Origin of the sequence: Frigoribacterium sp. CFBP 8754, from assembly GCF_014841815.1 — a bacterium.
In the GTDB taxonomy this organism is placed as follows: Bacteria; Actinomycetota; Actinomycetes; order Actinomycetales; family Microbacteriaceae; genus Frigoribacterium; species Frigoribacterium endophyticum.
The window spans coordinates 391016-412983 of record NZ_JACYUO010000001.1 but is presented as its reverse complement, the minus strand read 5'-3'; the positions used below and the strand labels follow the sequence as shown (position 1 = coordinate 412983).

The window sequence follows — 21968 nt, the reverse complement described above, 5'->3', positions numbered from 1 at the left end:
CCCGCCGTGCTCGAGACGGCCATGCGCCGCGCCCTCGAGCTGGCGGCCCGCGGCACGCTCCTCGGCGTGAACCCGCGGGTGGGCTGCGTGCTGCTCCGACCGGACGGCACCGTCGCCGCCGAGGGCTGGCACCGCGGCGCCGGGACGGCGCACGCCGAGGTCGACGCGCTCTCGCAGCTGGCGCCCGGCGAGGCCCGGGGCACGACCGCGATCGTCACCCTCGAGCCCTGCGACCACACCGGCCGGACGGGGCCCTGTAGCGAGGCCCTGCTGGCGGCCGGCGTCGAGCGCGTCGTGTACGCCGTCGGCGACCCCGGCCGGGACTCCTCGGGAGGGGCCGACCGGCTCCGCGCCTCCGGCGTGGACGTCGTCCCGGGGGTGCTCGAGGCCGAGGGCCGCGAGTTCCTGCACCGCTGGCTCACGGCCGTCGAGCTGCGCCGCCCCTTCGTCACGCTGAAGTGGGCCTCGAGCCTCGACGGCCGCGTGGCCGCGGCGGACGGCTCCAGCCGCTGGGTCACCGGCGACGCCGCCCGCCTCGACGTCCACGCCCGACGGGCCGAGCACGACGCGATCCTGGTCGGCACGGGCACCGCCCTCACCGACGACCCGTCGCTCACCGCCCGCGACGCCGACGGCGGACTGCTGCCCGAGCAGCCCCTGCCCGTCGTCGTCGGCGACCGCGAGCTGCCGGCCGGGGCGGCCCTGCACGCGCACCCGCGTGGGCTCGTCCGGGCGGCGACCCACGACCTCGCCGCCGTGCTCGACGACCTCTGGCGGCGTGACGTCCGGAGCGTCCTCGTCGAGGGCGGGCCGACCGTGGCGAGCGAGCTCGTCCGGCGCGGGCTCGTCGACGAGTACCTCGTCTACCTCGCCCCGACGCTGCTCGGCGGGCCCCGGACGGCGCTCGACGACCTCGGCGTCGACACCATCGACGACCAGCGCCGGCTGAGCGTCGTGAGCACCGCCGCGCTGGGCGACGACCTCCTCGTCGTGGCCCGCGCCCCGCACCGGAGGACCCCGTGACCGACACTCCCGCCGCCGACGCCCCCACCGCCGGGCCCGCGACCGCCCCCGCCGTCTCGTCGCAGGTGCGGTTCGAGGTCGAGACGACCGTCCCGACCAGCCACGGCACCTTCCGCATGCGCGCCTACGCCGACACCCTCACCGGGGCCGACCACATCGCGATCGTGGCGTCCGCCCCTGACGGCTCGCCGCCGCGCGACGGCGCCCTCGTGCGCGTGCACAGCGAGTGCCTGACGGGCGAGGCGTTCGGCTCGCTGAAGTGCGAGTGCGGACCGCAGCTCGACGCCGCCCTCGACACGATCCACGCCCACGGCGGCGTCGTCGTCTACCTGCGCGGCCACGAGGGCCGGGGCATCGGCCTCGTCGCCAAGCTCCGTGCCTACCGGCTCCAGGAGGACGGCCTCGACACCCTCGACGCCAACCTCGCCCTGGGGCTCCCGGCCGACTCCCGCGACTACGGCGCGGCGGCCGACATGCTGCGCGACCTGGGCGTCACCTCGATCCGGCTGCTGAGCAACAACCCGGAGAAGCGCCGTCAGCTGGCGGCGCACGGGATCGCCGTCAGCGAGACGGTGCCGCTCGTCGTCGGCGTCGGCACGTTCAACGCCGGCTACCTCGACACCAAGCGCGACCGCATGGGCCACGAGCTGCCGGACGACCTCGCCGGAGCCTGAGCCCGGCGTCGACGACGGTCGTCGCCCAGCGTCCGCCACGACGCCGTCACGGAGGTAAGCTGGGAGGACGCTGTCACGAGCAGCGCCCCGCACCACCGGCGACGTGCGCCCACCGAGCACCGCACCAGCCGCCTCCGACACCTGCAGCGCACACCTCGCGCCGGGCGTCGTCGAGGCCGTCGCCCGTCCGCACCCGCCGCCCTGCCTGCCGCTCCGGAGCCTCCATGTCTGCCAGCACCGTCGCCTCGTCGACGCCCCCCGCCCCTCCCGCCAACAAGCGCTCGCGCGTCATCGTCGCGAGCCTCGTCGGCACCTCCATCGAGTTCTACGACTTCTACGTCTACGCGACGGCCGCCGTGCTCGTCTTCCCGACCGTCTTCTTCGCGAACGACGACCCCGCCGTCGCGCGCCTCGCCTCCTTCGCGGTCTTCGGCGTCGCCTTCATCGCCCGCCCGGTCGGCTCGGTGATCTTCGGCCACTTCGGCGACCGCATCGGCCGCAAGGGCACGCTCGTCGCCTCCCTGCTCACGATGGGCGTCGCGACGGTGCTGATCGGCTGCATCCCCGCCGGCACCACGCCCGGCTGGGCCGTCGCCGGCCCGGCCTGCCTCGTCGTGCTGCGCTTCTGCCAGGGCCTCGGCCTCGGCGGCGAGTGGAGCGGCGCCGCCCTGCTGGCGACCGAGAACGCCCCCGCGAAGCGCCGGGCGATCTACGGCACCTTCCCGCAGCTCGGCGCCCCGATCGGCTTCATCATCGCCAACCTGCTGTTCGTCGTGCTCAACAGCACGCTCACCGAGGAGCAGTTCCTGAGCTGGGGCTGGCGCCTGCCCTTCCTCGCCAGCGCCGTGCTCGTCGTGATCGGGCTCTACGTGCGCTTCAAGCTCATCGAGACGCCGGCCTTCCAGAAGGTCGTCGACTCGGGCAACGTCGCGACCCTGCCGCTCGCGCGCGTGTTCTCGACGAGCTGGCGCCCGCTCATCCTCGGCACGTTCATCATGCTGGCGACCTACACGCTCTTCTACCTGATGACGACGTTCACGCTGACCTACGGCACCGCCCCGGCCGAGGGTGCGGCGCCGGGCCTCGGCATCGCGCGCAACCAGTTCCTCTGGATGCTCATCCTCGGCGTCGTGTTCTTCGGCGTGTTCACACTCGTCTCCGGTCCGCTGGCGGAGAAGTACGGCCGGCGCGCCCTGCTGATCTGCGTCACCGCGGGCATCCTCGTCTTCGGCTTCCTCTTCGCCCCGCTCTTCGCGGCGGGAGCGCTCGGCGCCCAGGCGCTGCTCATCATCGGCTTCGTGCTCATGGGGCTGACGTTCGGGCCGATGGGCGCGGTGCTGCCCGAGCTGTTCCCGACCAGCGTCCGCTACACCGGCTCGGCCATCAGCTACAACGTCGCCAGCATCCTCGGCGCGGCCGTCGCGCCGTTCATCGCCGTGGCGCTGTGGCAGGCCGCCGGGGGCAGCACCTGGCTGGTAGGGCTGTACCTGTCGTCGATGGCGGTGCTGACGCTGATCGCCCTGCTGCTGAGCTCGGAGACCCGCGACGTGCAGTACGAGACCTCGAGCTGACGGGCCGCACCGCGCCTCCTGCACCACCCCGGCCCGCTCCCCTCGGGGGGCGGGCCGTCGGCGTCCCCCGACAGGCGGCTCGCGGCCGCACGGCAGTACCCTCGACTCGGTGCCCGTGACCCCGGTCGCGTCGCGCCCACCGGTCGCGACCCGTCGCCGCGACGACCGAGCACGAGAGGCACCATGAGCTCCGACACGAGCACCCGCAAGCGCGCCGCCACCCAGGCCGAGGAGGCGCGGGTCGGCTCGCCGACGCCGCCCCCGGCCCGAAGGGGCCTGGGTCGACGGCCGCGGCCGGAGGGTCCGCGCGCGACCTTCCGCCAGCTCGTGCCGTACCTGTTCGAGCACCGGAAGGTGATGGTGTTCATCATCGTGCTCAGCGTGCTGGGCGCCGCCGCCTCGCTCGCCCAGCCCCTGCTGGTCAGCCGCGTCATCTCGGTCGTCCAGGCGGGCGACCCCCTCGGCCGCCTCGTCTGGCTGCTCGTCGCGCTGGTCGTCGTCGCGGGCCTGATCAGCGGGTTCCAGCACTACCTGCTGCAGCGCACCGGCGAGGGCGTGGTGCTCTCGAGCCGACGCCGCCTCGTCGGCCGCATGCTCAACCTGCCCATCAGCCAGTTCGACGTGCGACGCACGGGCGACCTGGTGAGCCGCGTGGGCTCCGACACGACGCTCCTCCGCGCCGTCCTGACCCAGGGGCTGGTCGAGGCCATCGGCGGCTCGCTCACCTTCGTCGGGGCCCTGGTGGGCATGTTCCTCATCGACCCGGTGCTGCTCGGGCTCACCGTGCTCGTGGTGGCCGTCTCGGTCGCCGTCGTGGTGCTGCTCAGCGGCCGCATCCGCGTGGCCAGCCGCCAGGCGCAGGAGAAGGTCGGCGACCTGACCTCGTCGGTCGAGCGCGCGATCAGCTCGGTCCGCACCATCCGGGCCTCGGGCGCGACCGAGCGCGAGATCGCCGGCGTCGAGGAGGACGCCGTGGGCGCCTACCAGCGCGGCCTCCAGGTGGCGCGCATCTCGGCCCTCGTCGTGCCCATCGCCTCGGTCGCGATGCAGACGTCGTTCCTCGTCGTGCTCGGCGTGGGCGGCTACCGGGTCGCGAGCGGCTCGATCACCATCGCGTCGCTCGTCTCGTTCATCCTCTTCCTGTTCCTGATGATCATGCCGCTCGGCCAGGCCCTGGGCGCCGTGCTCAGCGTCAACCAGGCGCTGGGCGCCCTGGGCCGGATCCAGGAGATCCTCGACCTGCCCGGCGAGACGGAGCACGACGCCGAGACGGCGCGGGCGCTCGGCCCCGACGCCCGCGTCGAGACCGGCGACGCCGTGACCTTCGAGGACGTGCACTTCCGCTACCCCGACTCCCCCGTCGCCACGGGGTCGGCCACCTCCCCCGGGGCCGTCGCCGCGGCCGCCGCGGCCGCCGCGGGCGACCCGCAGGGCGACCCGCAGGGCGAGGGGCCCGCCGCCGACGACCTCACCGTCCTCCACGGCGTCTCGTTCTCCGTGCCCGTCGGCCGGCGGACGGCCCTCGTGGGCCCCTCGGGCGCCGGCAAGAGCACGATCCTCGCGCTCATCGAGCGCTTCTACGACCCGACCGCCGGGGTCGTGCGCCTCGGCGGCGTCGACGTGCGGGCCCTCGACCGCGCCGAGCTGCGGGCCCAGATCGGGTACGTCGAGCAGGACGCCCCGGTGCTGGCCGGCACCCTCCGCGACAACCTGACCCTGGGGTCGCCCGACGCGTCGGACGACGACTGCCGCCGCGTGCTCGAGGCGGTCAACCTGACGGGCGTGCTCGAGCGCGGCGAGCAGGGCCTCGACGCCCAGGTCGGCGAGGACGGCGTGATGCTCTCCGGCGGCGAGCGTCAGCGCCTCGCCATCGCCCGGACCCTGCTCAACGCTCCCCCCGTGCTGCTCCTCGACGAGTCGACCTCGAGCCTCGACGGCCTCAACGAGCAGCGCCTCCGCGAGGCCATCGACGCGGTGGCCGAGAACAGGACGCTCATCGTCATCGCGCACCGGCTGTCGACCGTGGTCGACAGCGACCAGATCGTCGTCGTGGAGGCCGGCCGCGTCGTCGGCGTGGGCACCCACTCCGAGCTCGTCGTCAGCACGCCGCTCTACCGCGACCTCGCGAAGCACCAGCTCCTGGTCTGAGCGGCCGTCGCCGGCGGCACTGCCGTCGACGCCGCCGGTCAGCGCCGCCGGTCAGCGCCGCCGGTCAGCGCCGCCGGTCAGCGCCCCGGTCAGCCCTGCCGGGGCTCGGCCGACCGGCGTGCCCGCTCGACGACCTCGAGGGCGGCGACCGCGTCACGGGGGTCGACGGGCAGCGGCCCCTCCCCCCGCAGCGCCACGGCGAGCTGGGCGTAGAACGCGGGGTAGTCTCCGCGGTCGGTCGGCTCGGGCCGGGCGTCGGCGCCGATGCCCAGGAGGCCGGGCCGGGCCGGGTCCGAGAGCCCGTACCCCGGGTCGGCGGGCGAGACGCCCGCCGCGAGCTGCGCCTCCTGCGGGTCGAGCCCGTGCACGACGTACGCCCCCTGCGAGCCCAGGACCCTGAAGCGCGGACCGGGCTGGGCGGCCACGTGGCTCATCCAGAGGCGCGAGCGGACGCCGCCCGCGTGGCGGAGCGACACGACGACGTCGTCGTCCGCGACCGCGCCCGGTCGACGGACGGCGATCTCGGCGTGGACCTCCTCGGCGGGGCCGAAGAGCCTGAGTGCCTGGTCGACGAGGTGGGGGCCGAGGTCGAGGAGGATCCCCCCGCCCTGCTCGGCGGTGGCCGAGGCCTTCCAGCCCGCACGGTTGGCGGTCTTCCAGGGCTCGAAGCGCGACTCGAGGGTGTGGACCTCCCCGAGGGCGCCGTCGCGCACGAGGCGCGACGCGGTCAGGAAGTCGCCGTCCCACCGGCGGTTCTGGTAGACGGTCAGGGGCCGCCCGAGAGACTCCGCGAGCTCCACGAGCCCGCGGGCCGCCTCCGCGCTGGTGGCCAGCGGCTTGTCGACGACGACCGCCGCCCCGCGCCTCAGGGCCTCCGCGGCCACCTCGACGTGGGTGTCGTTGGGGGTCGCGACGACGACGAGGTCCAGCGCGAGCGGCCAGAGGCCGTCGACGGCGTCGACCACCTCCACGCCCGGGTGGGCGGCCCGGGCCGCGTCGGCCTTGACCGGGTCGCGCGTCACGACGGCGACGAGGTCGTAGGCCGGGTCGACCGCGAGGAGGGAGGCGTGGAACACGCGGCCGGCGAGGCCGTAGCCCACGACGCCGACGCGGAGCGGGGCGCGCTCGTCGCCCCGCTCCGGGCCGGGCCCGGTCACGCGGCGACCTCGGTCGACGCGACGGTCTCGACTCCGGCGGCGCGCAGCTCGTCGAGCGCGGCCGCCGACGACTCCGCCCCGACCCCCGCGACGAGGTCGGTCAGCACGCGGACCCGGAGGCCCGCCCGGGCCGCGTCGAGCGCCGAGGCCCGCACGCAGTGGTCCGTGGCGAGGCCCACCACGTCGACCTCGTCGACGCCTCGCGAGGCGAGGGCCTCCGCCGCGGAGGACCCGTCGCCCGTCACGCCCTCGAACACCGAGTACGCCGGCGACCCGGTGCCCTTGGTCACGTGCACGTCGACGAGCGTCGCGTCGAGGGCGGGGTGGTAGTCGGCCCCGGGCGTGCCCGCCACGCAGTGCACCGGCCACGAGTCGACCCAGTCGGGCTCGGCGCTGAAGTGGCCGCCGTTGTCGCCGTCGGCGGCGTGCCAGTCGCGGCTCGCGACCACGAGGTCGTAGCGACCGCCGGAGCGGCGGAGGTGCTCGGTGACCGCCTCGGCGACGCGGGCGCCGCCGGTGACGGCCAACGCGCCTCCCTCGGTGAAGTCGTTCTGGACGTCGACGACGATCAGGGCTCTGCTCATGGCACCATCTTCGCGCGCCGGGCCGCGAGGCGCACGCCGGGCGGCGGCGCCCGGGGACGGCGGCGCGTCGGGTCACGTGTTGGAGAGCGAGTCCCCGCAGCTGTAGACGGCCGCCGTGAGCGTGTCGAGGGCGACCCGAGCGTCGTCGCGGACGTCGCCGATCGCGTAGAAGGCGAAGGCGAGAGGGGTGCCGTCGGCCGCCGCGACGGTGCCGGCGAGCGTGTAGGCCGTGTCGATCCAGCCGGTCTTGGCGTGCACCGCACCGCGGGCGACGGCGTTGGAGCCCGTGAAGCGCGAGGCCAGCGTGCCCGTGCGGCCCGAGATCGGGAGGGCGTCGTAGACCACGCCGAGGCCGCCCTCGCGGTCGAGCACCTTCACCATGAGGCGCGCCACGAAGGTCGAGGGCACGGCGTTGCCCTCGCTCAGCCCGGAGCCGTCGACGATGGTCACCGTCGACGCGTCGAGCCCGTACGCGCTGGTCAGCACCGAGCGGTAGAGCGTCGTGAGCGAGGCCGCAGAGCCGTCGGCCCCCGACTCCTTCGACGACGCGCGGGCCAGCATCTCGGCGAGGGTGTTGTCGGAGACGGGGAGCATCTGCGAGATGAGCGTCGAGACGGGCTGCGACGACACGGTGCCGAGCACGGTGGCGCTCGTCGCCGAGCCCGGGGCCATGGTCGCGCTGTCGGCACCGGCCACGCCGGCCGCGACGAGGGCGGCGCGGAAGGCGTCGCCGGCACGGGCGACCGGGTCGGTGCTGCGCGGGCTGGTCTGGGCGGCGGGGTCGGCGCGGTCGCCGTCGACCATGAGCGCCGTCACCTCGCTGTGGTAGCCGATCGTCTGCTCGGTGCGCTTCCACGACGGGTCCCACTTGTCGGCGGCGCTCCACCAGGTCGCGTCGAGCGTGATCTGGCTCACGGGCTGGTCGCCGAGCGAGGCCTTGACCTGGCCGGCGAGGTCGGCGAGCGTGGGAGCACCCGAGTAGACGCTGCGGCCCGTCGCGCTGAGCGTCGCGTCGCCGCCGCCGACGAGGGCGATCGAGCCCGTGCCGGGGTCGCCGGTGACCTGCGTGCGGAGGCGGTGGTCGGCCCCCAGCACCGAGAGGGCGACCGCGCTCGTCAGCGTCTTGAGCACGCTCCCCGTGCGGGCGGGCGTCGAGCCGTCCCGGTCGAGCAGGACCTCGCCGGTCGCGGCGTTCACGACGGTGCCCTCGAACTGGGCCAGGCGGGAGTCGGCGGCCGGGCCGGAGACCGAGCAGGTGCGGAGGCGCGTGGGGGCCGGGATCTCCCCCGGGACGGACCGGACGGGGTCGGCCTCGGCGGTCGGCGTCGGCGTCACGGTCACGGCGGCGGCCGGGTCGCTCGATGAAGGCGACGCGGACGACGCGGTGCCGCGAGACGACGGAGCGGTCGCGGCGCCGGCGGCCACGGCCCCGCCGCCGAGGAGGGCGAAGGCGGTCACGGCGGCCGTCACCAGGGCGGCGCGCGGGTGCTCGCGGACGAGGCGCCCGAGGCCCGCACGGGCGGGCGGGGCGGTCGTCGACGCGGTGCCCGTCGACCCGGTGCTCGTCGACGGGGCGCCCGTCGGGGCCTGGCCGTCGGCGGGCACGTCGGGGTGGTCGGTGAGGTCGCCCTGATCGTTCATCGGGGTCATCCTACGGAACGCGGACCGCGCCTCCGGCCTCTCCGGGGTAGTGGACGCCCACCTGGCGACGCATCTCGTCCATCACGCGCATCACCTCGAGCATGTCGGCGTGGGTCAGGGCGGGGCTCTCCCGTTCGCCGGCGGCGACGAGGCGCTCGAGCTCTACCGCCTGGTGGTGCATGCCGCGCAGCCCGTCGTCGACGGCGTCGTAGCGCTCGACCACGGCGCCCTCCGCGTCGAGGACGGTGAAGCCGCCCGGGGCGTAGAAGGTGGCGTCGACCTCGATGCGGCCCTCGCTGCCGTGGAGGACGGCGGTGTTCGCACCGGCGGTGTCGAGGGCGGCGAAGACCGTCGACGTGGCGCCGGAGGCGTGCAGCAGCGACGCCCCGATGCGCCGGTCGACGCCCTGGTCGCTGAGCACGCCGGTGGCGGCGACCGTCTCGACCGGCCCGAGCAGGTCGGCGGCGAACGAGACCGGGTAGACGCCGAGGTCGAGCAGCGCGCCGCCGCCGAGGGCGGGGTCGTTGATGCGGTGACGCGGGTCGGTGGGCAGCGCCTGGAGGTGGTGGGCCGTGAGGAGTCGCGGTTCGCCGACGACGCCGGCCCGCACCACCTCGCGGAGCCGCACCTGCTGCGGCAGGAAGCGCGTCCACATCGCCTCGAGCGCCACCACGTCGGCCTCACGGGCCGCGTCGAGCACCTCGGCGGCCTCGGCCTGGTTCACCGTGAAGGGCTTCTCGACGAGCACGTGCTTGCCCGCGCGGATCGCGAGCAGGGCCGCGTCGCGGTGGAAGGGGTGGGGCGTGGCGACGTAGACCGCGTCGACCTCGGGGTCGGCCACGAGATCCTCGTAGCTGCCGTGCGCTCCGGCCACGCCGTGGCGGTCGGCGAACTCCCGGGCCTTGTCGAGCTGCCGCGAGCCGACGGCGGTGACCGTCAGGCCGGCGCCGATCAGGTCGGTCGTGAACGCGTCGGCGATGCCGCCGGCGCCGAGGATGCCCCATCGAGTCGTCATTAGCCCTGTCTACCAGGCACCACGGCGGTCGGACGCCTCCGCCGACTGGACGCGGCCGCCCGGCCGGGACGAGGAGAGGCCCGGATCCGTGGGGATCCGGGCCTCTGGGGGAGCCGCTTTGGAGAATCGAACTCCAGACCTTCTCATTACGAGTGAGACGCTCTACCGACTGAGCTAAAGCGGCGGATCTCGATCAGATCGAGAACCCGTGCCTCTCGGCACGATCACCAACTGTAGCGGATTCTCAGAGCTCTCGCGTCACGACCCGGCGGAGGTCGGCGAACGAGTCCTCCATGCGGGCCCGCAGGCTGAAGCGGTGGTCGGCGGCGTGGTCGGCGTCGTCGTCGTCGATCCACTCGGCCCAGGCGTGCCGGAGCGCCGCGATGACGACGAGCGTGACGAGGTGCGCGCGGCTCTCGAGCAGCGCACGCCCTCCCCCGTCGGAGACGGCGGCGGACAGGCGCGGGTCGGCGGTGAAGCGACGCGCGACGATCTCGGAGAGGCGCTCCTCGAAGTCGCGCATCGACGCGATCCGCTTCGCGAACAGGTCGGGGTGGGCGCGCAGCACGATGCGACGGCGCTGCACGAGCTCACGGTCGACCGTGGCCGTCACGACGGCCTGGTCGAGGAGGGCGACGAGGCCGTCGAGGATGGGCTCGTCGTGCCCGTCCACGAACTGGTCGATGGCGGCGCCGTCGGGCAGCTCGGGCGGGTCGCCGACGACGGCCTCCTCCTTCGACGTGAAGTAGTTGAAGAAGGTGCGGGGCGAGACGTCGGCGCGGCGACTGATCATCTCGACGGTCACGGCGTCGAAGCCGTTCTCGGCGATGAGGTCGAGGACGGCGACCTGGATCGCTCGTCGGGTGGCCAGCCTCTTGCGCTCACGCAGTCCGGGAGGGGCTGTCGCTGTGGGGTCGGTCATGGGCACATCCTGCCTCACCGGACCGCGTGCCTGCTGACGGCGACCAGCATCGCCTCCAGCGCGAGGGCGGGGGCGACGTTCGACTCGATGCGCCGCCGGGCCACGCTGACCGCGTCCATCACGGCGAGGGTGGTGGCCGGCGTCGAGGCCGTCACCGCCTGCTCGAGCTGCGGCCGGATGCTCTCGTTGACGAGGTCGTCGCCGACGCCGAGGTGCAGCAGGAGGACGTCCCGGTAGAGCGACAGCAGGTCGACCATGATGCGGTCGATGCCGTCGCGGAGGCTGCGCGTCGCGCGGCGCTTCTGGTCGTCGTCGAGGGCGCGCAGCTGGCTCCGCAGCGCGGGCGGGACGGTGCCGCCGGGCTCGACGCCCAGGGAGCGCAGGGCGCTCGCGCGCTCCTCCGCGTCGCGCTCCTCGGTGATGGCCTTGGCGTCGTCCCCCGCCACGGCGAGCATGGTGGAGGCGGCGATCACCGCATCGGAGACCGAGCGGATGCCGAGGGCGGTCTCGAGGGTCGTCCGCCGTCGGGCGCGCGCCTCGGGGTTGGTCGCGAGCCGCTGGGCCATCCCGATGTGGCTCTGCGCCTCGCGGGCGGCGACCAGGGCGGTGGCGGGCTCGACCCCCCGGCGCTCGAGCAGGGCGGCGACGTCGTGCACGGACGGGACGCGGAGGCGCACGCTCCGCACGCGGGACCGGATCGTCGGGATGAGGTCGGCCTCGCTCGGCGCGCAGAGGATCCACACCGTGCGGGGCGGCGGCTCCTCGAGGGCCTTGAGCAGCAGGTTGGAGGTCCGCTCGGTCATCCGGTCGGCGTCCTCGATGACGACGACGCGGTACCGCCCGACGGAGGGCGAGAACTGCGAGGCCGCGACGAGCGACCGGACCTCGTCGATGGTGATGATGATGCGCTCCGTGCTCAGCACCGCGAGGTCGGGGTGCGACCGTGCCGCCACCTGGCGCGCGGTCGCCTCGTCGTCGTCGCCCCGGGCGAGCAGCGCCCCGGCGAAGGCGTAGGCCAGGTTCGAGCGGCCCGAGCCGGGCGGGCCGGTGATCAGCCAGGAGTGCGTCATCGACGAGTTCGCCGGGTCGGCCGAGGCCGCCGCCTTCAGGGAGTCGATGGCGTCGGCTTGGCCGGTGAGGTCGTCCCAGAACGTCACGGGCGGTCGAGGAGGGTCTCGACGCGGGACCGGACGGAGGCGGCGATCGCGTCGACGGGCAGGGTCGCGTCGACGACGAGGAAGCGCTCGGGCTCGGCGTCGGCGATCGCGAGGAAGGCGGCCCTGACCCTCGCGTGGAAGTCCTGGGCCTCGGCCTCGAGGCGGTCGTAGGTGGTGCGCGACGCGTCGAGGCGCGACCGGGCCGCGGCCTCGTCGAGGTCGAGCAGGACGGTCAGGTCGGGGGCGAGGCCCTCCACGGCCCAGCGCGAGAGGTCGCGCACCTCGTCGCCGCCCAGCACGCGACCGGCGCCCTGGTAGGCGACCGAGGAGTCGATGTAGCGGTCCTGCACGACGACGTCGCCGTGCTCCAGCGCGGGGCGGACGAGGGTGTCGACGTGCTGGGCCCGGTCGGCCGCGTAGAGGAGCGCCTCGGCGCGCGGGGCGATGTGGCCACGGCGGTGCAGCACGATCTCGCGCAGCTCCAGCCCCAGGTCGGTGCCGCCCGGCTCTCGGGTGCGCACGACCCGACGACCCTGCTCGGTCAGCCACGACTCGAGCAGGCCCGCCTGCGTGGTCTTGCCCGAGCCGTCGCCGCCCTCGAACGTGACGAAGAGGCCCGCCACTACTCGCCAGTCGAGTCGGTCGTCGACGACGCGGCCTCGGTCGCCGCCGCCTTCGCGGCCGCGGCCTTCGCGGTCGCGGCCTTCGCGGTCGCGGCCTTCGTCGTGGCGGCCTTCGTGGTCGCGGCCTTCGCGGTCGCGGCCCCGGTCGTGGCGGCCTTCGTCGTCGCGGCCTTCTTCACGGGCGCCTTCTTGGCGGGGGCCTTCTTGGCCGGTGCCTTCTTGGTGGGGGCCTTGGCCTTCGGCTTCGCCGGGCCCTTGGCGCGCTTGTCGGCGAGCAGCTCGACGGCGCGGTCGAAGTCGACCTCCTCCACCGTCTCTCCGCGGGGGATGGTGGCGTTCGTCTCGCCGTCGGTCACGTAGGGCCCGAAGCGGCCGTCCTTGACCTTGATGGGCTTGCCGCTGACCGGGTCGGCCGCGAACTCGGCGAGCGCGCTGCTGGCTCGGCGGGCGCCGTACTTGGGCTGCGCGAACGCCTCGAGGGCGCCGGCGAGGTCGATCTCGAAGATCTGGTCCTCCGAGGTGAGCGACCGGGTGTCCGTCCCCTTCTTCAGGTACGGGCCGTAGCGGCCGTTCTGGGCCTGGATCTCGTCGCCGCTCTCGGGGTCGAGGCCGACGGTGCGGGGCAGGTCGAGCAGCGCGAGGGCGGTCTGCAGGTCGATCGTGTCGACGCTCATGCTCTTGAAGAGCGACGCCGTGCGCTCCTTCGGGGCGGCCTTCTTCGCAGCGGGCTTCTTGGCCGGGGCCGCGGCCCCGGTCGCGGGCGCGGCGGCGGCGGCGGGAGCCTCGACGACCTCACCGGTCGCCGGGTCGGCCTCGACCTCCTCCGGCGTGCGTTCGGTGACGTACGGGCCGAATCGGCCGTCCTTCGCGACGACCTCCTTGCCCGACTCCGGGTTCGTCCCGACCACGCGGTCGCCCACGACGGGCGCCTCGATCAGCTCGCGCGCCTTGGCGGGCGTGAGCTCGTCGGGGGCGAGGTCCTCGGGCACGTTGACGCGCCGCGGGGTCTCCGGGTCGTCGCCGGGCGCCTCGAGGTACGGACCGTAGCGGCCGATTCGGAGCGTGATGCCCTCGCCCAGCGGGATGGAGTTGATGTCGCGGGCGTCGATCTCGCCGAGGTTGTCGATGACCTTGCGCAGGCCGCGGTGGGTCTCGTTGCCGAAGTAGAACCCGTTCAGCCAGTCGACCCGGTCGGCGTCGCCGCCGGCGATCTGGTCGAGGTCGTCCTCCATGCTGGCCGTGAAGTCGTACTCGACGAGGTCGCCGAAGTACTCCTCGAGCAGCCGGACGACCGAGAAGGCGATCCAGTTCGGCACGAGGGCGGTGCCGCGCGGGGTCACGTAGCCGCGGTCGACGATCGTCGACATAATGGCGGCGTACGTCGACGGCCGCCCGATGCCGAGCTCCTCGAGGGTCTTGACCAGGCTCGCCTCCGTGTAGCGGGGCGGCGCGCTGGTGTCGTGGCCCTTGGCCTCGACGTCGTCGAGGACGAGGTGCTGGCCCTCGGCCAGCACGGGCAGCTTCGCGTCGGCGGTCTCGGCGGCGCCGTGGCGGTCCTCGTCCCGGCCCTCCTCGTAGGCGGCGAGGAAGCCGCGGAAGGTGATGACGGTGCCGGTCGCGACGAACTCCGCCAGGGTCCCGGCGGCGGTGCGGGGCGTGATGCCCGCGACGTCGTCGGGCGTCGTCGCCGAGACGACGACCGAGGCCGTCGAGCCCTTGGCGTCGGCCATCTGCGAGGCGACGGTGCGCTTCCAGATGAGGTCGTAGAGCTTCCAGTCGTTGCCGCGGAGCGCGCCCTGCATCTCGCTCGGCGTGCGGAACGTGTCGCCCGAGGGGCGGATCGCCTCGTGCGCCTCCTGCGCGTTCTTGCTCTTGCCGGCGTACGTGCGGGGCTTCTCGGGCACCGTCTCGGCGCCGTAGAGGGAGGCCGCCTGCTTCCGGGCGGCGTTCGTGGCCTGCTGCGACAGCGACGGCGAGTCGGTGCGCATGTAGGTGATGTGCCCGTTCTCGTACAGGGACTGCGCGACGCTCATCGTCTGGCGGGCGGAGAAGCGGAGCTTGCGCGCCGCCTCCTGCTGCAGGGTCGACGTGGTGAAGGGCGCGGCGGGGCGCCGCGTGTAGGGCTTCGACTCGACCGACGAGACGACGACGTCGACGCCCTCGGCCTCGAGGGCCCGCGTCAGCGCCGTGGCCGACTGCTCGTCGAGCGAGACGGCCTCGCCCTTGAGCCGGCCGCGGTCGTCGAAGTCACGGCCGCTGGCGACGCGCGAGCCGTTCACCCGGACGAGCCTCGAGGAGAAGGGCAGCGCCTCCCCGTCGGGCTCGAAGGTCGCGGTGAGGTCCCAGTAGGAGGCCGAGACGAAGGCGAGCCGCTCGCGCTCCCGGTCGACGACGAGCCGCGTGGCGGCGGACTGCACCCGACCGGCGGAGAGGCCGGGGCCGACCTTGCGCCAGAGGACCGGCGAGACCTCGTAGCCGTACAGCCGGTCGAGGATGCGCCGGGTCTCCTGGGCGTCGACGAGCGCGGTGTCGAGCTCGCGCGTGTTCTCCTGCGCCTGCTGGATGGCGTCCTTCGTGATCTCGTGGAAGACCATCCGCTTCACGGGGACCTTCGGCTTGAGCTCCTGGAGGAGGTGCCACGCGATGGCCTCGCCCTCGCGGTCCTCATCAGTGGCGAGGTAGAGCTCGTCGGCGCCCTTGAGGGCGCGCTTGAGGTCGGAGACCGTCTTCTTCTTGGCGTCGGAGACGACGTAGTAGGGCTCGAAGCCGTTCTCGACGTCGACGGAGAACTTGCCCAGCGAGCCCTTCTTCAGCTCGGCCGGCAGGTTCTTCGGCTCGACGAGGTCGCGGATGTGGCCGACCGAGGCGAGCACCTCGTAGCCGCTGCCGAGGTACTGGGCGATCGTCTTGGCCTTCGCGGGCGACTCGACGATGACCAGTTTCTTCGTGCCTGGCACGGGACTCCTTGCATTGGGGGGAACGACGGGACCAGCCCCGGGAGGCCGGTCAGACGGTCGGCGGCGGGCGACTCGCGTCGCACCCCGACCAGCGCGACGGCGCTGACGTGTGCCGCCGACAGGCACACCATACACACACGCGGCGGGCGGCCACCTCACGGCGGGAGCCCGGGAGGCACGGTGCCGGTCGCCGGCGGACCCGCCGTCGCGGAGGCCCCCACGACCACCCCGGCGAGGCTCGTCGTCACCCTCACGGTGACGACCAGCTCGTCGACGCGGCAGCTCGTGAGGACGACGCCGTTGGCCGTCGCGAGGGCCCCGGCCCGGTCGCAGGGCGACCCCGCGACCAGACCGGCGGCGACGTCGGCCGCCGCCAGCGCCGCGGCGTCGGCGGCTCCGCTGACCCGGCTGCGCTCCGCCAGGGCGCGCCCGCCGCCCACGACGGCGACGGCGAGCACGACGACCCCCACGAGGACGGCCACGACCAGGACGGAGGCGGCCCCCTCGTCGCCGGGCACGGGGCCCGGCGCCCTCCCTCCCACGTCAGCCCCCGAGCGCCGGGGCGCAGCTGCGGGAGGTCAGGACGACGACGCCCGTGAGCGGGCCCGCGTCGACCGGTCGGCGGAGGACCACGCAGACGAGCCCCTCGCCCTCGGTCGACTGCACCGCGGCGCCGGGCGCGAGCTGCCCGAGCACCGCCGCGGCCCGCCCGCCGTCGCCGCGGGCCGTCTGCCGGGCGGTGACCGCCGCCGCGTCGGCGAGGCGGATCGACTGCGCGGCGGCGGCCGACGCCCCGACGACCAGCGCGAGGAGGAGCAGGACGGCGGGCAGCACGACCGCGAACTCGACGGTCACGCTCCCCGCGTCGTCGCGGAGCCCGCGGGGCACCCGTCAGCCCACCGACAGGGCCGACCGCACGAGGTCGCTGAGCACGGCCCGCACCTCGTCGCTGCGCATCACGGCGAGCAGCACGCCGGCGAAGCCGACCGCGGCCATGATGACGATCGCGTACTCCGCCGTCGCGGCGCCGACCTCCGAGCGCAGGTGCGCGACGAGTCGCCGGAGCCGCGGTGCGGCCCGGGGAACGTCGGGCCCGCCCGGTCGGAGCGCGGCGGACGACCTGGCGGGCGCGGACCCGCCCGCAGGCGCCGAGCAGCGGGTGACGGATGTCTGGGCAGTGGTCATGAAGTCCTCTTCTTCTCGTCGTTCGCCGACCCGGCCGGGTCGGCGGGCCGCCGCGGCGACCTGGTGCGAGTGTGCGGCCTCCCCGGCCCCGGCACTCGGGCGGGGACGCCGGCCTGGGGAGAGGGATCACAGGACGCCGGCGGTGGAGGAGACGAGTGCCGCGACGAGCGGGACGACCCCCACCAGCAGGAAGGCCGGGAGGACACAGGCCCCCAGGGGGAGCATCAGGGTCGACCCGAGCCGCGCCGCCGCCGAGCGCGCCGTGGTGGCGGCCTCCAGCCGCTCCTCCACGGCGGCGGCCCGGAGGAGCTCGGCCGCCGGCGCGCCCGCCCGCCGGGACAGCTCCAGGACGGCGGCGCCGTCGTCGTCGCCGGACGGCCCGTCGACGAGGCACTCCTCCACGGCTCGGGCCACGAGCGCCACCGCCCCCTGCCACGAGCCGCCTCCCGCGAGCGCGACGGCCAGCAGCTCCAGCCGCAGGCCGGGCACGTCGCCCGGCGGCGTCGCTCCGCGGACGAGACGGGCGTTCCAGGCCCGGGCGGCGGCGACCAGGGCCCCGCCGCCCGCCAGGCACGCTCCGCCGAGGGGCGAGACCAGCACGGCCCCCGCGTCGACGCCGGAGCCGAGGGAGAAGAGGAGGCCGACCACGGGGAGCCCGAGCACGATCCGCGCGGCGGCGCGGGGGCCGGCGAGCGCCACCTCCACCTCGTGGCGCACCTCCTCGGACTGGCGCAGGGCGCGGGCGAACGACCTCAGGCAGTCCGACAGGGGCGCCCCGCTCTGCTCGGCCACACGCCAGGCGCACGCGACCTGACGCCACTCCCTGTCCGCGCGGAGCCCGTCCGGGACGCGGGCGAAGGGCCTGCTGCGGAGGGCGTCGAGGAGGGCGACGGAGACCGGTGAGCCGCGGGCTGCCTGCGTGCCGACGCGCTCCGCGACGGCAGCCACCACGGCGTGGCGCTCCGACCCGGCGAGGTGCCGCCAGGCCGACGCGGGGGCCACTCCCGCCCCGAGCAGCACGGCGGTGCGCTCCAGGACGACGGCGACCGCCGTGGGCGGTGCCCTCCGCACCGGTCGACCCGGCTCGACGGCGACCGCCCCGTCGTGCCGCCTCAGGGGCCGCCTCCGCCTCACGGCTCCTCCGCCGCGCGGAGGCCCGCCCGGGCGACGAGCTCGCCCGACGGGCCCAGGGCCAGCGAGCCGATCTGCGCGAGCCGCCGACCACCGTCCCGGCGCTCGACGTGCAGCACGGCGTCGACGGCGCTGACCGCCTGCCGGGCGAGGGCCGACGGGGCCAGGCCGGCGACGGCGCCGAGGGCCTCGAGCCGGGCGGGGACGTCGGCGAGCCCGTTGGCGTGCAGCGTCCCGGCTCCGCCGTCGTGCCCGGTGTTGAGGGCCGACAAGAGGTCGCGTACCTCCACGCCCCGGCACTCCCCCACCACGAGCCGGTCGGGACGCATCCGGAGGGCCTCCCGCAGCAGGCGCGCGGTGTCGATGCCGCCCACGCCCTCCAGGTTGGACTGTCGGGCCTCGAGCGAGACCACGTGCGGGTGCCGGAGGCGCAGCTCCGCGACGTCCTCGATCAGGACGACGCGGTCGGCCGGGTCGGCAGCGGAGAGGAAGGCCGCCAGGAAGGTGGTCTTGCCCGCCCCTCCCGCGCCGGTCACGAGGACGTTCGCGCGATTCTCCACCAGCCCCCGCACGACGGCGTGGTCGCCCGGTGCGAAGAAGCCGGCGGCCGCGAGCTCGTCGAGGCCGAGCGGCTCGGGGCGAGGCAGCCGGACGGAGAGGAGGGTGCCCCTCGTCGAGACGGGCGGCAGCACGGCGTGCACGCGCACGCCCCCCGGCAGCCGCACGTCGACGCAGGGCGTCGCCTCGTCGACGTGCCGCCCGCCCCGGGCGACGAGCCGGGCGGCCAGTGAGCGCACGTCGCCCTCGGAGAGGTGCACGCGAGGGTCGGGGCGGGCCCCCGCGCCCCGGTCGACCCAGGTGCCCGCGCCTCCGTTCACGAACACGTCGGTGACGTCGTCGTCGAGCAGCGCGCTGAGCGGCCCCAGGTCGTGGCCGACCGCGCTGAAGTCTGCCTCGCGGTGCGCGGAGGCTCCTCGGGCGGCCTCGACCTGTACCCCGGAACGGCCCGACGTACCCCGATCACGACCCCGCTTCCCGGGCACGTCGGGGACGTACCGCCCCGGCGGCCACCCGCGGGTGAGGTCGGGGTGACTCCGGGCAGCTCCACGATCGGTCTCGTCCATCCGCCGACGCTAGCCAGCGGCGGCCACGCAGACAGATCAGTGCACGCCGAGCCCGGAACGACTTCGTTCGGAGCGTCCTGGGGAGGGACGACGCCCCGGCCACCCGGGGGCGACGACCGGGTTAAACGAGAGGGGCGGCACCAGTCGGGGGGAACGGGTGCCGCCACGGCAGTGCTGGATCGGGGGGAATCGCTCGCACTGCCTGCCAGGACGAATCCCGACGTTGATCACTGTACCCCAGCTACCCGCTCGGACGCCACGGGTGAGGCCGATCCGTCTCGGTGTGTCGCGGCGCCGGTCGAGGTGCCGGGCGCGCCTGCGGCGTCCGGCCGCCGGAGTAGGGTCGGCGCGACGGCCCCGGCCGCCGCACCGCGACGACGCGAGAGGACCGACATGACCGACGGCACCGCCCCCTCCACCCCCACCGGTGACGACCACGGGGCGGCCGCCTCCCCCGGCCTGGTCGTCCCGCCCTCGGCGCAGTTCGTCGAGGAGGCCGCGGCGGGCCCGGAGCTGGCCGCGGCGGCCGCCGCGGATCGGGAGGGCTTCTGGCTGCGACAGGCCCACGAGCGCCTCACCTGGCACCGCCCTCCCGCCGAGGCGCTCGACTGGACGGAGGCGCCCGTCGCCCGCTGGTTCGCCGACGGCGCCCTCAACGTGGCCTACAACTGCCTCGACCGGCACGTCGAGGCCGGCCACGGCGACCGCGTCGCCCTGCTGTGGGAGGGCGAGCCCGGCGACAGCCGTGCCGTCACCTACGACGAGCTGACCCGGGAGGTCAAGCGCGCCGCGAACCTGCTCGCGTCGCTCGGCGTCGGGGCGGGCGACCGCGTCGTCGTCTACCTGCCCCAGATCCCGGAGGCGGTGGTGGTCATGCTCGCCGTCGCCCGCCTCGGCGCCGTGCACTCCGTCGTCTTCGGCGGGTTCAGCGCCGAGAGCCTCCGTGCCCGCATCGACGACGCCGGGGCGACCGTCGTCGTCACCGCCGACGGCGGCTGGCGACGGGGAACGGTGTCGCCCCTGAAGCCCGCCGTCGACGCTGCGCTCGCCACGGGCGGGCCGTCGACCGTCCAGACCGTGCTCGTCGTGCGCCGCGGCGGCCAGGCCGTCGACTGGGTCGAGGGCCGCGACCTCTGGTGGCACGAGGCCCTCGACGGCGTCGGCGACGAGCACGTCGCGCAGCCCTTCCCGGCCGAGCACCCGCTGTTCATCCTCTACACGAGCGGCACCACGGGCCGACCGAAGGGCATCCTGCACACCTCCGGCGGCTACCTGACCCAGGTCGCGACGACCCACGCGACGGTCTTCGACCTCCGCCCGGCCACCGACGTCTGGTGGTGCACCGCCGACGTCGGCTGGATCACCGGCCACAGCTACGTCGTCTACGGGCCCCTCGCGAACGGCGCGACCCAGGTCCTCTACGAAGGGACCCCCGACTCCCCCGCTCCCGGGCGCTGGTGGGACATCGTCGAGAAGTACGGGGTGACCCTCTTCTACACGGCCCCGACGGCCATCCGTGCCGCGATGAAGGCCGGGCGGCAGCTGCCCCTCGCCCGCGACCTCTCGTCGCTGCGCCTGCTGGGCTCCGTCGGCGAGCCCATCAACCCCGAGGCCTGGCTCTGGTACCGCGAGGTGGTCGGCTCGGGCCGCACTCCCGTCGTCGACACGTGGTGGCAGACCGAGACCGGCGCGATCATGATCTCGCCGTTGCCCGGCGTCACCGCCACGAAGCCCGGGGCTGCTCAGACGCCGGTGCCGGGCGTGGTGGTCGACGTGGTCGACGACGACGGGGCACCCGTCGGCCCCGGCGGCAGCGGGCTGCTCGTCGTCACCGAGCCGTGGCCGTCGATGCTGCGCGGCATCTGGGGCGACCACGAGCGCTACGTCGAGACCTACTGGGGGCGCTTCGGCGACCGGTACTTCGCCGGCGACGGCGCTCGTCGCGACGACGACGGCGACATCTGGCTGCTCGGGCGCGTCGACGACGTGATGAACGTGTCGGGGCACCGGCTCTCGACCGCCGAGATCGAGTCGTCGCTCGTCGCCCACCCCTCGGTCGCCGAGTCGGCCGTCGTCGGGGCGGCGGACGAGGCGACCGGGCAGGCCGTCGTCGCCTTCGTGGTGCTGCGCGACGGCGCCCGCGGCGCCCAGGCCCCCGAGGAGGCGGTGGTCGCCCTGAGGGAGCACGTCGCGCGCCAGATCGGCAGCATCGCCCGACCGCGCACCGTCGTGCTGGTCGACGAGCTGCCCAAGACCCGCTCGGGGAAGATCATGCGGCGCCTGCTCCGTGACGTCGCGGAGGGCCGGGAGGTCGGGGACACGACCACGCTCGCCGACGCGGCCGTGATGAGCGCGATCAGCGCCGGCCTGCGCTGATGCCCACCGGGCAGGGCTCCCGGTCGGGAGCCCTGCGGCCGGGCGGGGTCAGGCGACCTCGAGCACGAGCTCGACCTCGACCGGGCTGCCGAGCGGCAGCGCGGCGACGCCGACGGCGCTGCGAGCGTGGCGGCCGGCCTCGCCGAACACCCGGCCCAGCAGCTCGGAGGCGCCGTTGATCACACCGGGCTGCCCGGTGAACGCCGGGTCTGACGCGACGAAGCCCGTCACCTTCACCACCCGGACGACCTCGTCGAGCGAACCGAGCACGGTCGCCGCGGCGGCCAGGGCGTTGAGCGCGGACCGTGCTGCGAGGTCACGGGCGGCCTCCGGCGTCACCAGCCCGGAGGCCTCGCCCACGACGCCGGTCGCCGGGAGGGCGCCGTCGACGAACGGGAGCTGGCCGGCCGTGAACACCAGCTGGCCGCTGCGGACGGCGGGGAGGTAGTCGCCCGCGGGGGCGGCCACGGCGGGGAGCTCGAGGCCGAGCTCGGCGAGGCGAGCGGCGACGTCGGCCATCAGGCGCCCTGCGGCTTCTCGCGCTTGAACCAGGCGACGGGGCCGCCCTCCGGCCCCTGCGTGACCTGCACGAGCTCCCAGCCCTCGCTCCCCCAGTTGTTCAGGATCGCGGTGCTGTTGTGCACCATGAGCGGCGTGGTCATGTACTCCCAAAGGACCAT

General features: G+C 75.0%; 19 protein-coding genes, 1 tRNA gene and 1 pseudogene. 5 read left to right on the top strand and 16 right to left on the bottom strand.

Going from position 1 to position 21968, the window contains the following annotated elements; all coding sequences use genetic code 11:
• The first annotated feature begins 21 nt into the window (after positions 1-21).
• From ribD to IFT72_RS01905, 4 genes and pseudogenes are all read left to right on the top strand, one after another.
• Positions 22-1023 (top strand): bifunctional diaminohydroxyphosphoribosylaminopyrimidine deaminase/5-amino-6-(5-phosphoribosylamino)uracil reductase RibD, encoded by a 1002-nt coding sequence (gene ribD / locus IFT72_RS01920; protein WP_192045861.1) that lies wholly within the window; start codon positions 22-24, stop codon positions 1021-1023.
• A 56-nt stretch (positions 1024-1079) separates the two neighbouring features.
• A pseudogene (ribA, locus tag IFT72_RS01915) lies at positions 1080-1697 on the top strand (GTP cyclohydrolase II); the annotation flags it as partial.
• Positions 1698-1921: 224 nt separating this feature from the next.
• Positions 1922-3268: an MFS transporter gene (locus IFT72_RS01910; RefSeq protein ID WP_056053201.1), complete on the top strand. Its 1347-nt coding sequence runs from the start codon at positions 1922-1924 to the stop codon at positions 3266-3268.
• A 183-nt stretch (positions 3269-3451) separates the two neighbouring features.
• Positions 3452-5416 carry an ABC transporter ATP-binding protein gene (locus tag IFT72_RS01905; RefSeq protein ID WP_192045412.1) on the top strand — a complete coding sequence of 655 codons (1965 nt, stop codon included), beginning with the start codon at positions 3452-3454 and terminating at the stop codon, positions 5414-5416.
• An 89-nt stretch (positions 5417-5505) separates the two neighbouring features.
• On the opposite strand, the gene IFT72_RS01900 is transcribed toward IFT72_RS01905, so the two are convergent.
• The 14 genes from IFT72_RS01900 to IFT72_RS01835 form a co-directional block, all read right to left on the bottom strand.
• A complete protein-coding gene (locus IFT72_RS01900) occupies positions 5506-6573 on the bottom strand; it encodes a Gfo/Idh/MocA family oxidoreductase (protein WP_192045411.1) in 1068 nt (355 codons plus the stop codon).
• Positions 6570-7157, bottom strand: a complete 588-nt coding sequence (locus tag IFT72_RS01895; RefSeq protein WP_192045410.1) for an isochorismatase family protein — start codon at positions 7155-7157, stop codon at positions 6570-6572. The genes IFT72_RS01900 and IFT72_RS01895 overlap by 4 nt, the downstream gene beginning before the upstream one ends.
• Positions 7158-7229: 72 nt before the next feature.
• Complete coding sequence (locus tag IFT72_RS01890; protein ID WP_082514428.1) at positions 7230-8798, bottom strand: D-alanyl-D-alanine carboxypeptidase/D-alanyl-D-alanine-endopeptidase; 1569 nt, start codon at positions 8796-8798, stop codon at positions 7230-7232.
• 10 nt (positions 8799-8808) lie between these two features.
• Complete coding sequence (locus tag IFT72_RS01885) at positions 8809-9813, bottom strand: Gfo/Idh/MocA family protein (protein ID WP_192045409.1); 1005 nt, start codon at positions 9811-9813, stop codon at positions 8809-8811.
• 111 nt (positions 9814-9924) lie between these two features.
• Positions 9925-9997: transfer RNA gene (locus IFT72_RS01880), tRNA-Thr, on the bottom strand.
• A 60-nt stretch (positions 9998-10057) separates the two neighbouring features.
• Positions 10058-10735, bottom strand: a complete 678-nt coding sequence (locus tag IFT72_RS01875) for a TetR family transcriptional regulator (protein ID WP_056053190.1) — start codon at positions 10733-10735, stop codon at positions 10058-10060.
• 14 nt (positions 10736-10749) lie between these two features.
• A complete protein-coding gene (locus IFT72_RS01870) occupies positions 10750-11892 on the bottom strand; it encodes a DNA polymerase III subunit delta' (RefSeq protein ID WP_056053187.1) in 1143 nt (380 codons plus the stop codon).
• A complete protein-coding gene (gene tmk / locus IFT72_RS01865) occupies positions 11889-12515 on the bottom strand; it encodes a dTMP kinase (protein ID WP_056053183.1) in 627 nt (208 codons plus the stop codon). Before tmk ends, IFT72_RS01870 begins: the two co-directional genes overlap by 4 nt.
• Complete coding sequence (gene topA / locus IFT72_RS01860; RefSeq protein WP_192045408.1) at positions 12515-15472, bottom strand: type I DNA topoisomerase; 2958 nt, start codon at positions 15470-15472, stop codon at positions 12515-12517. Before topA ends, tmk begins: the two co-directional genes overlap by 1 nt.
• 155 nt (positions 15473-15627) lie before the next feature.
• The gene (locus IFT72_RS01855) at positions 15628-15990 is read right to left on the bottom strand and encodes an Rv3654c family TadE-like protein (RefSeq protein ID WP_219731549.1); all 363 of its coding nucleotides are present in this window, start codon (positions 15988-15990) and stop codon (positions 15628-15630) included.
• A 25-nt stretch (positions 15991-16015) separates the two neighbouring features.
• Positions 16016-16327, bottom strand: a complete 312-nt coding sequence (locus IFT72_RS01850; protein ID WP_235491147.1) for a TadE family type IV pilus minor pilin — start codon at positions 16325-16327, stop codon at positions 16016-16018.
• Between the two features lie 36 nt (positions 16328-16363).
• Complete coding sequence (locus IFT72_RS01845) at positions 16364-16657, bottom strand: DUF4244 domain-containing protein (RefSeq protein WP_192045407.1); 294 nt, start codon at positions 16655-16657, stop codon at positions 16364-16366.
• Between the two features lie 126 nt (positions 16658-16783).
• Positions 16784-17728 (bottom strand): type II secretion system F family protein, encoded by a 945-nt coding sequence (locus IFT72_RS01840; protein WP_192045406.1) that lies wholly within the window; start codon positions 17726-17728, stop codon positions 16784-16786.
• A 59-nt stretch (positions 17729-17787) separates the two neighbouring features.
• Complete coding sequence (locus IFT72_RS01835) at positions 17788-18912, bottom strand: TadA family conjugal transfer-associated ATPase (protein WP_192045405.1); 1125 nt, start codon at positions 18910-18912, stop codon at positions 17788-17790.
• Between the two features lie 393 nt (positions 18913-19305).
• On the opposite strand from IFT72_RS01835, the gene acs reads away from it, so the two are divergent.
• Entirely contained in the window at positions 19306-21288 is a 1983-nt protein-coding gene (acs, locus tag IFT72_RS01830; protein WP_192045404.1) for an acetate--CoA ligase, read from the top strand.
• A gap of 48 nt (positions 21289-21336) precedes the next feature.
• Here acs and IFT72_RS01825 read toward each other — a convergent pair whose 3' ends face one another.
• Positions 21337-21807, bottom strand: coding sequence for a RidA family protein (locus IFT72_RS01825; protein ID WP_192045403.1), 471 nt, complete (start codon positions 21805-21807; stop codon positions 21337-21339).
• Positions 21807-21968 carry a hypothetical protein gene (locus IFT72_RS01820; RefSeq protein ID WP_185231838.1) on the bottom strand — a complete coding sequence of 54 codons (162 nt, stop codon included), beginning with the start codon at positions 21966-21968 and terminating at the stop codon, positions 21807-21809. The genes IFT72_RS01825 and IFT72_RS01820 overlap by 1 nt, the downstream gene beginning before the upstream one ends.

Excerpts from the sequence above, each read along its gene's own strand:
- ribD (WP_192045861.1), top strand. The coding sequence starts at position 22 with ATGCGCCGCGCCCTCGAGCTGGCGGCCCGCGGCACGCTCCTCGGCGTG.
- IFT72_RS01910 (WP_056053201.1), top strand. The coding sequence starts at position 1,922 with ATGTCTGCCAGCACCGTCGCCTCGTCGACGCCCCCCGCCCCTCCCGCC.
- IFT72_RS01905 (WP_192045412.1), top strand. The coding sequence starts at position 3,452 with ATGAGCTCCGACACGAGCACCCGCAAGCGCGCCGCCACCCAGGCCGAG.
- IFT72_RS01895 (WP_192045410.1), bottom strand. The coding sequence starts at position 7,157 with ATGAGCAGAGCCCTGATCGTCGTCGACGTCCAGAACGACTTCACCGAG.
- IFT72_RS01890 (WP_082514428.1), bottom strand. The coding sequence starts at position 8,798 with ATGAACGATCAGGGCGACCTCACCGACCACCCCGACGTGCCCGCCGAC.
- IFT72_RS01885 (WP_192045409.1), bottom strand. The coding sequence starts at position 9,813 with ATGACGACTCGATGGGGCATCCTCGGCGCCGGCGGCATCGCCGACGCG.
- IFT72_RS01875 (WP_056053190.1), bottom strand. The coding sequence starts at position 10,735 with ATGACCGACCCCACAGCGACAGCCCCTCCCGGACTGCGTGAGCGCAAG.
- IFT72_RS01845 (WP_192045407.1), bottom strand. The coding sequence starts at position 16,657 with ATGACCACTGCCCAGACATCCGTCACCCGCTGCTCGGCGCCTGCGGGC.
- IFT72_RS01835 (WP_192045405.1), bottom strand. The coding sequence starts at position 18,912 with ATGGACGAGACCGATCGTGGAGCTGCCCGGAGTCACCCCGACCTCACC.
- acs (WP_192045404.1), top strand. The coding sequence starts at position 19,306 with ATGACCGACGGCACCGCCCCCTCCACCCCCACCGGTGACGACCACGGG.
- IFT72_RS01825 (WP_192045403.1), bottom strand. The coding sequence starts at position 21,807 with ATGGCCGACGTCGCCGCTCGCCTCGCCGAGCTCGGCCTCGAGCTCCCC.
- IFT72_RS01820 (WP_185231838.1), bottom strand. The coding sequence starts at position 21,968 with ATGGTCCTTTGGGAGTACATGACCACGCCGCTCATGGTGCACAACAGC.